The sequence below is a fragment of the Cohnella caldifontis genome, from assembly GCF_029360585.1.
GTDB lineage: Bacteria > Bacillota > Bacilli > Paenibacillales > Paenibacillaceae > Cohnella > Cohnella caldifontis.
In genome coordinates this window covers 170031-182782 of the sequence record NZ_JAQZSJ010000002.1, presented here as the reverse complement: position 1 = coordinate 182782, position 12752 = coordinate 170031, and the positions used below count along the sequence as shown (strand labels likewise).

Annotated in this window: 11 protein-coding genes; all 11 read left to right on the top strand. The window is 60.2% G+C overall.

The window, feature by feature from the left end:
- Nucleotides 1-71 precede the first annotated feature (71 nt).
- The 11 genes from PTZ19_RS03805 to PTZ19_RS03755 all read left to right on the top strand — a co-directional run bounded on the left by PTZ19_RS03805 (nucleotide 72) and on the right by PTZ19_RS03755 (nucleotide 12704).
- Nucleotides 72-1352: a M16 family metallopeptidase gene (locus PTZ19_RS03805; RefSeq protein ID WP_276352449.1), complete on the top strand. Its 1281-nt coding sequence runs from the start codon at nucleotides 72-74 to the stop codon at nucleotides 1350-1352.
- Nucleotides 1315-1758 carry a dUTP diphosphatase gene (gene dut, locus PTZ19_RS03800; RefSeq protein ID WP_276352448.1) on the top strand — a complete coding sequence of 148 codons (444 nt, stop codon included), beginning with the start codon at nucleotides 1315-1317 and terminating at the stop codon, nucleotides 1756-1758. Before PTZ19_RS03805 ends, dut begins: the two co-directional genes overlap by 38 nt.
- A gap of 193 nt (nucleotides 1759-1951) precedes the next feature.
- Nucleotides 1952-2851, top strand: a complete 900-nt coding sequence (dpsA, locus tag PTZ19_RS03795; protein WP_276352447.1) for a dipicolinate synthase subunit DpsA — start codon at nucleotides 1952-1954, stop codon at nucleotides 2849-2851.
- On the top strand, nucleotides 2848-3444 hold the full coding sequence (locus PTZ19_RS03790; protein WP_276352446.1) for a dipicolinate synthase subunit B: 597 nt from the start codon (nucleotides 2848-2850) through the stop codon (nucleotides 3442-3444). The genes dpsA and PTZ19_RS03790 overlap by 4 nt, the downstream gene beginning before the upstream one ends.
- Before the next feature lie 39 nt (nucleotides 3445-3483).
- Nucleotides 3484-4524 (top strand): aspartate-semialdehyde dehydrogenase, encoded by a 1041-nt coding sequence (locus PTZ19_RS03785; RefSeq protein WP_276352445.1) that lies wholly within the window; start codon nucleotides 3484-3486, stop codon nucleotides 4522-4524.
- Between the two features lie 45 nt (nucleotides 4525-4569).
- On the top strand, nucleotides 4570-5793 hold the full coding sequence (gene dapG, locus PTZ19_RS03780) for an aspartate kinase (RefSeq protein ID WP_276352444.1): 1224 nt from the start codon (nucleotides 4570-4572) through the stop codon (nucleotides 5791-5793).
- Between the two features lie 10 nt (nucleotides 5794-5803).
- Nucleotides 5804-6688: a 4-hydroxy-tetrahydrodipicolinate synthase gene (dapA, locus tag PTZ19_RS03775; RefSeq protein WP_276352443.1), complete on the top strand. Its 885-nt coding sequence runs from the start codon at nucleotides 5804-5806 to the stop codon at nucleotides 6686-6688.
- A gap of 256 nt (nucleotides 6689-6944) precedes the next feature.
- A complete protein-coding gene (locus PTZ19_RS03770; RefSeq protein WP_276352442.1) occupies nucleotides 6945-8624 on the top strand; it encodes a ribonuclease J in 1680 nt (559 codons plus the stop codon).
- 337 nt (nucleotides 8625-8961) lie between these two features.
- Complete coding sequence (locus PTZ19_RS03765) at nucleotides 8962-9705, top strand: ClpP family protease (protein WP_276352441.1); 744 nt, start codon at nucleotides 8962-8964, stop codon at nucleotides 9703-9705.
- Nucleotides 9702-9932 carry a YlzJ-like family protein gene (locus PTZ19_RS03760; RefSeq protein ID WP_276352440.1) on the top strand — a complete coding sequence of 77 codons (231 nt, stop codon included), beginning with the start codon at nucleotides 9702-9704 and terminating at the stop codon, nucleotides 9930-9932. The genes PTZ19_RS03765 and PTZ19_RS03760 overlap by 4 nt, the downstream gene beginning before the upstream one ends.
- A 105-nt stretch (nucleotides 9933-10037) precedes the next feature.
- Nucleotides 10038-12704: a DNA translocase FtsK gene (locus PTZ19_RS03755; protein ID WP_422614967.1), complete on the top strand. Its 2667-nt coding sequence runs from the start codon at nucleotides 10038-10040 to the stop codon at nucleotides 12702-12704.
- Nucleotides 12705-12752 lie beyond the last annotated feature (48 nt).

Here is a 12752-nt window from a genome sequence, read left to right as displayed (position 1 = left end):
TGACTCCGTCAAACTCCCTGAAGCGGGGAGAGATTGACTCCGTCAAACTCCCGATTAGAGGAGGAAATCGGGTGAACAAATATCAGTTGAAGAACGGCCTGCGCGTCCTGATCGAACCGATTCCTGCCTGCCGTTCCGTTTCGTTCGGCATCTGGGTCAAAACCGGATCCCGCAACGAAACCCCGGAAGAGAACGGCATTTCCCATTTTATCGAGCACATGCTGTTCAAGGGAACGGATCGGCATTCGGCCAAGGACATCGCGGACCGCTTCGACGGAATCGGCGGCAACGTCAACGCCTTTACCGCCAAGGAATATACGTGTTATTACGCCAAGGTGCTCGATCAGCACCTTCCGATCGCGGTCGACGTGCTGGCCGACATGTTCTTCCACTCGCAGCTGGCCGATACCGAACTCGCCAAGGAGAAAAACGTCATCCTCGAGGAAATCGCGATGTACGAGGACACGCCCGACGATACCGTGCATGACCTCGCCTCGCGGGCGGCGTTCGGCGACCATCCGCTCGCTTATTCGATTTTGGGCACGGCCGAACGGCTCGAAGCGATGGGAGCCCAGGATTTGCGGGCTTATATGGGCCGGAAATACCGGGCCGACAACACCGTGATCAGCATCGCCGGCAACGTGGGCGAGGAAGTGCTGGAGTTGATCGAACGTCACTTCGGCGTTTTCGATGTATCGGGCTCCGACGACATGCTGGAATCTCCGGCGTTCCGGTCGGGCAGCCTGTTCCATCGGAAAAAAACCGAGCAGAACCATCTGTGCCTGACGTTTCCGGGCTGCTCGATCGCCGATCCCAAGCTCTATGCCATGATTTTGCTCAACAACGCGATCGGCGGAGGCATGAGCTCGCGCCTGTTCCAGGAAATCCGGGAGAAGCGGGGTCTTGCCTACTCGGTATACTCCTACCACACGTCTTACGCGGACAGCGGGCTGTTCACGGTTTACGCGGGTACGGCGCCTAAGCAGACGAAGGACGTTTACGATTTGACCGTGGAACTGCTGTCGGAGATGGCCGAGCACGGCATGACCGAGCAGGAGCTGCACCGGGGCAAGGAGCAGTTGAAAGGCAATCTCATCCTCAGCTTGGAAAGCACGAGCAGCCGGATGAACCGGCTCGGCAAAAACGAGCTGATGCTGGGCCGCCATTACACCCTGGACGAAATGCTGGAACGGATCGAACGGGTCACGATGGACGATATCCGGGAGATGCTGGACCGGATCATGGGCACATCTTGCGCCATCGCGTTGGTCGGCGGCCAAGAGAAGGTGTTGTCAGGCATAGGGAGGGAGTTCGTTGTATCCAGTAGCATTGAAGCGGCTTCCGGGGAATGAGGATATCCCGCTGCCGAAGCAAATGTCCGAATGGGCGGCCGGCTTCGACGTCCATGCGGCGGTAAGCGAAACGCTGGTATTAGAGCCGGGACGGCGGGCCTTGGTGCCGACGGGTTTCGCCATGGCGATGCCGCGGGAACTCGAAGCGCAAGTCCGGCCTCGCAGCGGTCTGGCATTCAAGCACGGAATCACGTGTTTGAACACGCCGGGAACGATCGATGCCGATTACCGGGGCGAGGTCAAGGTGCTGCTGATCAACCTCGGCTCCGAGCCCTTCGCGATTCAGCGGGGAGAGCGGATCGCGCAGATCGTTTTCCAACGGGTGCCGCAGGTGACGCTCGCGGAAGTCGACGAACTGCCGGAGTCGGTCCGCGGCGAGGGCGGATTCGGGCATACGGGCAAATAAGGAAAGCCGACGAGGTCCATGGATGGACCGGCGTCGGCTTTTGTTTTGGCGCGGGCGGCGGGACGACGGGGGAGGCGGAAAAGGAACCCCGATCTGGGCTGCTGCATACGATAGGCTATGTGCAGGCCTGATGGAGAGGGGAGCGGAGAGGGTTTGACTCCGTCAAACTCCCGATGTAAGGAGGAAGCCCCGCATGCTAACCGGAATTCAAATCGTGCTGGCCGGCGGCGATGCCCGCCAGCTGGAGGTCATCGGCCGGTTGACCGAGCTGGATGCTTCGGTGACGATTTCGGGGTTCGACCGCCTGGATACGTCTTTTCCGGGCGTCACGAAGGCGGAATGGACGCCGGAGGTGCTGCAGAACGCCGATGCCCTGCTGCTGCCGGCCGTGGGAACGGATGACGAAGGCACGATTTCGGCGGTTTTCACCGACCGCGAGCTGAAATTGACCGACGCCCATGTCGCGGCCATGCCCAAAACCTGCAAGATCTACTGCGGCATGGCGAAACCTTATCTCAGGAAACTGTGCGAGAAGCACCGAGTGGAACTGATCGAATTGTTCGAACGGGACGACGTGGCCATTTACAATTCGATTCCGACCGCGGAAGGCGCCGTCATGATGGCGATCCAGAACACGGACATCACGATCCACGGCTCCGTTTGCATGGTCCTGGGACTCGGACGGACCGGCTTGACGCTGGCCCGAACGCTGCAGGGATTGGGCGCGAAAGTCAAAGCGGGCGTCCGCCGGGAGGACTCGTTCGCGCGGGCGTTCGAGATGGGGTTCGAACCGTTCTACATGCCTGATTTGGCGCGGCAATCGGGGAATATCGACTTGCTTTTTAATACGATACCGACTATGATAGTCACAGCACAAGTGATCGCCCAACTCCCTTTGCGCGCCTGCATTATCGACCTGGCCTCGAAGCCCGGCGGCACCGATTTCCGCTTCGCGGAGAAGCGGGGAATCAAGGCGATTCTCGCCCCGGGTTTGCCCGGCATCGTGGCTCCGAAAACGGCGGGTCGCATCATCGCCAACAGTCTGACCCAGATCATTCTGGAGGACAAAGGGCAACGGGGGAGTGCGCCATGAATTGGCAAGGGATCACCGTAGGTTATGCGCTATCCGGCTCGCATTGCACGCTGCCGGAAGTGATGCCGAACATCAAGCGTTTCGTCGATGCCGGCGCGAACGTCATTCCGATCGTCTCGAATTCGATCATGACGACGGATACCCGCTTCGGCACTTCCGAACATTGGCAGACGGAGCTTCGAGCCGTCACGGGGAACGAACTCGTTACCTCCATCGTGGAGGCGGAACCGCTCGGACCGTCCAAGACGATCGACGTGCTCGTCATCGCGCCCTGCACGGGCAACACGACGAGCAAGCTGGCCAACGCGATGACCGACACCGCCGTGCTCATGGCCGCCAAAGCCCAGATGCGCAACGGCCGGCCGCTCGTGCTGGCGATTTCGACCAACGACGGCCTCGGGCTCAACGCGGCGAACATCGCCAAGCTGCTCGTCGCCAAAAATATTTATTTCGTTCCATTCGGTCAAGACAATCCGAACGGAAAGCCCAACTCCTTGGTTGCCCGAATGGATCTCGTCATGGAGACATGCGAAGCGGCGCTGGAAGGAAAGCAGCTGCAACCGATGCTCATCGAGCGTTATCAATACGCCTGATATAGAGATTTGCCGTCATGCATAGGGAGAGGGAAATCCATGTCCGAACAAACGTTGTTTAACGTCGCCGTAGTCGGGGCTACGGGCGCCGTAGGGGAACAAATCATCCGACTGCTTTCCGAACGCGATTTCCCGATCAAAAGCCTCAAGCTGCTGTCGTCCGCCCGTTCCGCGGGAACGAAGATCCCGTTCAAAGGACAGGAGTTGACGGTCGAAGAAGCGACCCCGGACAGCTTCAAGGGCGTGGAGATCGCCCTGTTCAGCGCCGGCGGCGACGTCAGCCGCGCTCTGATCCCGCACGCCGTCCAACACGGCGCGGTATGCATCGACAACACGAACGCCTACCGCATGGACCCGGATACGCCGCTTGTCGTGCCGGAGGTCAACATCGACCAGATCAGCGGGCATAGAGGCATTATCGCCAATCCGAACTGTTCGACGATCCAGATGGTCGCGGCGCTTAAGCCGCTTTACGACCGCTATGGGATTTCGCGCGTCATCGTCTCCACGTACCAAGCCGTATCCGGGGCCGGCGCCAAGGCGATTGACGAGATGCTGCGCCAAAGCCGGGAAATCCTGGACGGCAACGATCCGAAACCGGACATTCTGCCGGTCGCCTCTTTGCCCGTGAAGCACCGGATCGCTTTCAACGCGGTTCCGCAAATCGATAAATTCCAGGACAACGGATTTACCCTGGAAGAAATGAAAATGGTCAACGAGACGAAGAAAATCATGGGCGACGACTCGATCCAGGTCACCGCCACTTGCGTTCGCGTCCCCGTCGTTTACGGGCACTCCGAATCCGTCTATGTAGAACTCAAGCAAGATTACGACCTTGGGGAAGTCAAAGCGTTGCTGGCGGACGCTCCGGGCGTCGTGCTGGTAGACGATCCGGATCGGCAGCTGTACCCGCTGGCTTCGGAAGCAGCCGGCAAGAACGAGGTCTTCGTCGGCCGTCTTCGCCGCGATTTGTCGAATCCCCGCGCGCTCAACCTGTGGATCGTATCCGATAACCTGCTCAAGGGCGCGGCGTGGAACGCCGTCCAAATCGCAGAATACATCGCCATTCCGCAAGCGTAAGCGGGGCCTCGCGTCCGCATCACGTACAAGCGGAGGAATGGACCTATGAACGTAACCGTACAGAAATTCGGAGGAACGTCGGTGTCGGACGAACGGAGCCGGCACCGCGTTCTTCATCATATTGTCCGTGAACGGGAGACCGGCCGCGGACTTGTTGTCGTCGTCTCCGCGATGGGCAGAAGAGGGGATCCATACGCCACCGACACGCTGCTCGATCTCGTCCGCACGAACGGAAACGCATTGTCCGATCGGGAGAAAGACCTGTTGCTCTCCTGCGGGGAAATCATTTCGGCTGCCGCGCTGACGAGCCTGCTGAACGCCGAAGGCATTCCCGCCGTCGCGCTCACGGGAGGACAGGCCGGTATCATCACGGATGCGCGGTTCGGTTCGGCGCGGATTCTGGAAGTGCGGCCGACGGCGATCCAGCCTCTGCTGGATGACGGCAAAGTGGTCGTCGTGGCCGGTTTTCAAGGCCGAACGGAAGAAGGAGAGATCACGACGCTCGGCCGCGGCGGCAGCGACACGTCGGCAGCCGCGCTGGGCGCCGCGCTGAACGCGGCCGTCATCGACATTTTCACGGACGTAGACGGCATTCTGACCGCCGATCCGCGGATCGTGAAGGATGCCCGGCAGCTGCCGGTCGTCAGCTACGAGGAAATCAGCAACATGGCGAGCAACGGCGCCAAGGTCATTCACCCGCGAGCGGTGGAAATCGCCATGAAGGCGGGCGTTCCCGTCCGCGTACGTTCGACGTTCTCGGACGGGGAAGGCACGCTCGTCACCTACTCCGAGAGCGCACGCAGCCGACCGGGATGGACGGACCGTACCGTCACCGGGCTCGCGCATTTCCTCGGGGTTACGCAGATCAGCGTGGAATCGGACCAGGGGGCAAGCGATCTTCAGCTGCAAGTATTCCGTGCCATGGCGATGAACGGGATCAGCGTAGATTTGATCAACGTCATGCCCAGCGGCGTGCATTACACGGTGAAAGACCAGGACGCCGACAAAGCGGCAAGCCTGCTGCGCGACCTGGGCTTCAGGCCGAAAATCCGGCCGGGATGCGCCAAGGTTTCGGTCATCGGCGGAGGCATGAACGGGGAACCCGGCGTCATGGCCAAGATCGTGGAGGCTTTGACAAGCCGCCAAATCACGATTTTGCAATCGGCGGACTCCAACACCACGATTTGGGTGCTGGTGTCCGAGCACGACATGGCCCCCGCGCTAGAAGCGCTGCATGCGGCATTCGGCCTGCATCTCGCAGCCCAATGAGGAGGATGGAATGATGGATTTCGGACGTTTGATCACGGCAATGGTAACCCCCTTCAACGACAAACTGGAGATCGATTGGGAAGTGACGGGCCGGCTCATCGATTACTTGATCGAAGAGCAGAAAACCGACGCGATCGTCGTCTCCGGAACGACGGGCGAGTCCCCCACGCTGACGGACGAAGAGAAAGTCGGCTTGTTCCGGTTCGCGGCGAAGCACGCCGCCGGGCGATGCAAAGTGATCGCCGGCACGGGAAGCAACGAGACGGCGCATTCGGTCCATCTCACCCAAGCGGCTCAGGAAACCGGAGTCGACGGCGCGCTGCTGGTCGTGCCCTACTATAACAAACCCTCCCAGGAAGGCATTTACCGCCACTTCAAGGCGATCGCCGACGCGACGACGCTGCCGATCATGATGTACAACGTACCGTCCCGCACGGTGACGAGCATGTCCGTGGAGACGACGCTGCGCCTGGCGGAAATCCCGAACATCGTCGCGACGAAGGAATGCGCCTCCTTGGATCAGATGACGGAACTCGTCAAGGAAGCGCCGGAAGGATTCCAGGTTTATTCGGGCGAGGATTCCCTTACGCTCCCGTCGCTGGCCGTCGGCAGCCGCGGGATCGTCAGCGTGGCCAGCCATTTGATCGGCTCGCGCATGAAGGATTTGATCGCGGCGTTCGAAGCCGGGAAAGTCGCGGAGGCCGCCCGTGTGAATGCGGAGCTGTTCCCGGTATTCAAAGGATTGTTCAACTGTCCGCATCCGGTGCCGAATCCGGTAGCGGTTAAACACGCGCTCAAGCTGCGCGGGCTGCCGGTCGGCGGCGTGCGGCTGCCGCTGGTGGAGCCGACGCAATCGGAAGCCGACTTCATCTCTCGGATGGTCAGCGCGCTGTAAGCTCGATTTTACGGAAACCGATGCCGGACGGCATCGGTTTTTTCGTGTCCGCGCAGTCCCGTTTCCCGGTTTGGACCGGCGGAGGAATGGAGACATTAACCCGTATGGAGGGGCATTCCGGAGCAAAACGGCGTGAGCCTTGTTTTTGGCCTTCCGCATCATGTATAATGTTTCCGAGTGATTGGGTGCGGCCAATATTTGCAACTTGACAATTTCATAGGATTGGGATCGTCGAAATGATATGGAGGTACTACCATTGTCCAAGAAGAACAACCAAGACAAATTGCTGATTTTCGCCTTGGGCGGCGTCGGAGAGATCGGGAAGAACATGTACTGCGTCCAGTACGCGAACGACATCATCGTCGTGGATGCGGGCCTGAAATTCCCGGAAGAGGAAATGCTCGGCATCGACGTCGTCATCCCGGACATCACGTATTTGACGGAGAACCGGGACAAGGTTCGGGGGATCCTGATCACGCACGGGCACGAAGACCACATCGGCGGTCTGCCGTACGTGCTGAAACATCTGAACGTCCCGGTGTACGGAACTCGGCTGACGCTCGGCCTGATCGAGAACAAGCTGAAGGAAGCGGGACTGCTCGGAGAAACGAAACGCCACTTGATTACCGCCGATTCGGAGCTCACGTTCGGCACGATTAAAGCGAGCTTCTTCCGGACGAACCACAGCATTCCGGATTCCGTCGGCGTTTGCCTGGACACGCCGGAAGGGGTCGTCGTCCATACGGGCGACTTCAAATTCGACCACACGCCGGTCAACGACCAATATGCCGACCTGCAGCGCATGGCGGAGATCGGAAAGCGCGGCGTACTCTGCTTGTTGTCGGACAGCACGAACGCGGAACGCGCGGGTTTCACGCCGTCCGAAAGCAATATCGGCAAGGAATTCGAAGAAATTTTCCGCCGGGCGAAGCAGCGCGTCGTCGTGGCGACGTTCGCTTCGAACGTGCACCGCATTCAGCAGGTCATCAACGCCGCCATGGAGACCCGCCGCAAAATGACGGTGATCGGACGCAGCATGGTCAACATCGTGACGATCGCTTCCGAACTCGGTTACCTGAACATACCGGAAGGCATGCTCATCGAACCCGAGGAAGTGAACAAGCTTCCGGCCGACCGGGTGGTCGTATTATCCACCGGCAGCCAAGGCGAGCCGATGTCCGCCTTGACGAGAATGGCCCGTTCTACGCATCGCAAAATCGACATCCTGCCGGGCGACACGGTGGTCATTTCCGCCACGCCGATCCCGGGGAACGAGAAATACGTCGGCCGGACGGTCGACGAGCTGATGCGGCTGGGCGCCAACGTCATCTACGGACCGGGCTCGGTGTCGGGCGTGCACGTATCCGGACACGGGAGCCAGGAAGAGCTGAAGCTGATGCTCAATCTGATCCGTCCGGAATATTTCATTCCGATCCACGGCGAGTACCGGATGCTCCGCCATCATGGCATGCTGGGCGAAGCCGTAGGCGTGGAGAAGGACAAAATTTTCCTCGTCGACATCGGCGATGTCGTGGAGTTCCAGAACGGGGTCGGACGCAAAGCCGGCAAAGTTCCTTCCGGCAACGTGCTGATCGACGGACTGGGCGTCGGCGACGTCGGGAACATCGTGCTGCGCGACCGCAAGCTGCTGTCCCAGGACGGCATTCTGGTCGTCGTCGTCACGCTGAGCAAGCAGGACGGCACGATTCTGTCCGGACCGGACATCATCTCGCGCGGATTCGTCTACGTGAGGGAATCGGAAGGGCTGCTGGAGGAAGCGAACCGCATCGTCACCGGCACCTTGCATAAGTTAATGAACGAGAACGTAAACGAATGGGCGTCGCTCAAGACCCACGTCAAAGACGCGCTCGGACGTTTCCTGTACGACCAAACAAAAAGAAGACCGATGATCCTGCCAATCATTATGGAAGTCTAGGATTACCGATCGCATGCACCGCCAACACTCGCTAAAACCGTTTTCCGATCCGCTTAAACGCGGGGGAAAGCGGTTTTTTTCGTATTGAAGCGTATCGTACCGATTCGGTGGAGGGCTGAGGACGAACTAAGGAAGAAAATTGCTTGCCTTCGTAACTCCCATGGGGTTGCCTGAGGAGTTAAGGCGGAAAATATGGGCTTTCGATAAGAGGCGGAGTGGGTGCGAGGGCGGAGTTGAAGACGCAAAAAGGGCGGTTGGCGGGAGAACGGGCTCAACGGCTGAATGCCCCGAAAATGGATCATACTAAGCCTGCCTTACGGGCAAAGGAGGTCCTGCCATGAACGAAGCCTCAAAGCCGCTGACCGGCGGAGAGCAGCCGGGTCCCGCGGGCGACGACTCCCGGGGATCCGCCGCCGTCGAATCGGTGGTGCAGCTGGGACAGACCGCGGTCCCGACGCCGGAGAGCAACATCTTCTGCCTGACGATCATCGGACAGATCGAAGGCCATATGATGCTGCCTCCCCAGAACAAAACGACGAAGTACGAACACGTGATTCCGCAGCTCGTGGCGGCGGAGCAAAACCCGAAAATCGAAGGGCTGCTCATCGTCCTCAACACGGTGGGCGGAGACGTCGAAGCGGGGCTGGCGATCGCCGAAATGATCGCGTCGATGTCCAAGCCCAAGGTGGCGATCGTCCTCGGCGGCGGCCATTCGATCGGCGTTCCGATCGCCGTCAGCGCCGATTATACGCTGATCGCGGAAACGGCCACGATGACGATCCATCCGATCCGGCTGAACGGACTCATCATCGGCGTGCCGCAGACCTTCGAGTATTTGGAAAAAATGCAGGAGAGGGTCACCAAATTCGTCACGCGGCATTCCAAAATCTCGGAGGAGACGTTCAAGGAGCTGATGTTCCGCATGGGCCAGCTCACGCGGGATATCGGAACGACCGTCATCGGTTCCGATGCGGTCAAACACGGCTTGATCGACGAGGTAGGAGGATTGGGCGAGGCGCTCCGCGTGCTGAACCGCCTGATCGTAGAGCGGAAGATGGCGAAGGGGGCTTCCCTGCAATGAGCCTCTACACGACCATGCCGCTGGAACTCGTGCTGGACGGCTGGAACCGCCCGGCCGAACCGGGACCTTTCCTGGACCTGAACGTTCGGGGAATCACGATGCGGGTCGTTCCCGTCGCGCCCGGCATCGGCCGGATCGAGCGGCTGCTTCACGCCCCGTTGGATTCGTATCTCGATCCGGCGTTGTCCCCCGGGCAGACGATCGTCTACGGGAGCTTGGACGCCTAACCCACACCCGAAGACCTTTCGTCTTCAGGCCCGATACGCCGAAATGGCCGATTCTGCCAACCTCCCGTCAACTGTGGTATAATGTTGAACCGGGAGGTGGCGTGTTTGGCCAAACGCAAAAAGAAAAAGGCCTCATTCGGAATGAGCCTGAAATACGAAATTTACGGCATCCTGCTGATCACCATCTCCATCATTACGTTCTATGGCGAAGGCCGAGGCGCCTGGGCTTTGACGAGCTTATCCAGTTTGATTCTGGGCAAGTTTTATTTTTTGATGGCGATTCTCGGGGTGTGGATCGGCCTTTACGTGATGATGAAACGGCAATGGCCCCGAGGATGGACGCCGCGCCGATCCGGGTTTCTGTTGTTCTGCCTTGCCTGCACGCTGATGAGCACGATCTCGTTCGCCCAAAGCCGGCTGGCCCCGATCGATTCCGTCAGCTCTCCCCGCATTGTCTCGGAAATGGGAACCGCGCTTCGCGAGCTGGTTTTGTTTCCGCCGGACCCGTCGGAAGAGGAGGTCCTGAGCGAAGATCCGGCCGTCGATCCGGCCGCGGCGCCGATCTCGTCCCTCAAGCCGTGGGAAAAAGACATCGGCGGAGGCATGCTGGGCGCGCTCCAATATTCCGTTTTTTATTGGATGTTCGGCTATTATGGATCCAAATTCATCATGTACATACAGTTCGCGATCTCCCTGATCCTGATCACGAACCGCTCTTACGTCGAAATGGCCCGGGCGGTCCGGTTGTTCCTGCTTCGGGTGATGCCGCTTCTCGCCGCAAGGTTCTCATCCGGCCGCAAGCTGCAGTCCGCCAAAGCGGTCCCCGTCGCGCCGTCCGGCAAATCCGCCGCCGCAGCCGCCGTTGCGCAACCGCTTCCGGAGGATGACGAGCTGGAGGAACCGCCTTTCGCGCAGGAGCCGCGCAAAACCCCGCTGTTCTTCCAGCTGTTCCATGGAAAGCCGGAGCGGGGCGACATGGAGCCCCGCGAGGAAACATGGGAAGACGAGGAACAGGAGTGGACGCCCCCTTCGGAGACCGGAACCCGCAAGCCGGCTGCCGGGGACCCGCCGGCCGGCCAAGGGCCGGCGGAAGAAGAAAGCGGCGAGCCGTTCGCTCCGCGGTTTACGGATTTCGCCGAACAAACCAGGGCCCAGGCCGACGACTTGGCCGACGATCACCCCGATCAGGTGCTTCACCGGGACGGTTACGGGATCGATTCCGATGAGCCGGTCGAACCGGCGGAACCGGTCGGCGATGCGGCCGAAACGGAAAAGCCGGCATCCGGCGAGCAACCCGCCGCTTCGTCCGCGGCGGCCGCCCAGCCTCCGAAGAAGAAGCCGAGACCTTATCGCCTGCCGAGCCCTTCCTTGCTGAACAAACCGAGCGGCGGCGGAAAATCCGGCAATGCCAACGATTACATCGACACGGCCCGCAAGCTGGAGGCGACGCTGGAAAGCTTCGGCGTCCGAGCGAAAGTGCTCGACGTCGCCCGCGGCCCGGCCGTGACCCGTTACGAGCTGCAGCCCGACGTCGGCGTCAAGGTCAGCCGAATCGTCAGCTTGACCGACGATATCGCGCTGGCGCTGGCCGCGAAAGATATCCGCATGGAAGCGCCGATTCCGGGCAAATCCGCGATCGGCATCGAGGTGCCGAACAACGAAGTCAGCGTCGTCACGCTGCGCGAAGTGGTGGAAACCCCCGAATTCCGGGACGCGCCGTCCAAGCTGACGGTCGCCTTCGGACGGGACATTTCCGGTCAGCCGATCGTCGGCAACCTGGCGAAAATGCCCCACCTTCTCGTCGCCGGCGCGACGGGTTCGGGGAAATCGGTGTGCATCAACGGCATCATCACCAGCGTGCTGTACAAGGCGAAGCCGGATGAAGTCAAGTTCGTGATGATCGATCCGAAGATGGTCGAGCTGAACGTCTACAACGGCATCCCGCACCTCTTGACGCCCGTCGTCACCGATCCGAGACGGGCTTCTCTCGCGCTGAAGAAAATCGTCGTGGAAATGGAAAAGCGCTACGAGAAGTTTTCCAAATCCGCCACGCGCAACATCGAAGGCTATAACGCGCTGATGCTTAGCGGGAACAATCCCGATGCCGTGCTGCCCTACATCGTCGTCATCGTGGACGAGCTCGCCGACCTCATGATGGTGGCGGCAGGCGACGTCGAGGATGCGATTACCCGCCTGGCCCAGATGGCCCGGGCTGCGGGCATCCATCTGATCATCGCGACGCAGCGGCCGTCCGTCGACGTCATCACCGGCGTCATCAAAGCGAACATTCCGAGCCGGATCGCGTTCGGCGTCTCGTCCCAAGTGGATTCGCGGACGATCCTCGACATGGTCGGCGCGGAGAAGCTGCTCGGCCGCGGCGACATGCTGTTCCTGCCGATGGGCGCCTCCAAGCCGATCCGCGTGCAGGGAGCGTTCCTGTCGGACCAGGAGGTCGAAGCCGTCGTCAACTTCGCCCGCGGTCAAGCGGAAGCGGAATACGACGAAGAGCTGGTGCCGGAAATCGACGAAACCGAAGGGGACGCGGAGGACGAGTACGTGGACGAGCTGTTCGATCAGGCCGTGCAGATCGTGCTGGAAGCCAAGCAGGCTTCGGTTTCGCTTCTGCAGCGCAGGATGCGGATCGGCTACACCCGCGCCGCCCGCCTGATCGACGCGATGGAGGCCAAAGGCATCGTCGGGCCTTATGAAGGAAGCAAGCCCCGGGAAGTGCTGATGTCGCTGGAACAGTACCAACAGAGGATCCCTTCCTGATCCGTTGCCGTATTTGGGTATAAGAGCCTTTTTCCTTTCTCATACTAA

Excerpts from the sequence above, each read along its gene's own strand:
- dpsA (WP_276352447.1), top strand. The coding sequence starts at position 1,952 with ATGCTAACCGGAATTCAAATCGTGCTGGCCGGCGGCGATGCCCGCCAG.
- PTZ19_RS03790 (WP_276352446.1), top strand. The coding sequence starts at position 2,848 with ATGAATTGGCAAGGGATCACCGTAGGTTATGCGCTATCCGGCTCGCAT.
- PTZ19_RS03785 (WP_276352445.1), top strand. The coding sequence starts at position 3,484 with ATGTCCGAACAAACGTTGTTTAACGTCGCCGTAGTCGGGGCTACGGGC.
- dapG (WP_276352444.1), top strand. The coding sequence starts at position 4,570 with ATGAACGTAACCGTACAGAAATTCGGAGGAACGTCGGTGTCGGACGAA.
- dapA (WP_276352443.1), top strand. The coding sequence starts at position 5,804 with ATGATGGATTTCGGACGTTTGATCACGGCAATGGTAACCCCCTTCAAC.
- PTZ19_RS03765 (WP_276352441.1), top strand. The coding sequence starts at position 8,962 with ATGAACGAAGCCTCAAAGCCGCTGACCGGCGGAGAGCAGCCGGGTCCC.
- PTZ19_RS03760 (WP_276352440.1), top strand. The coding sequence starts at position 9,702 with ATGAGCCTCTACACGACCATGCCGCTGGAACTCGTGCTGGACGGCTGG.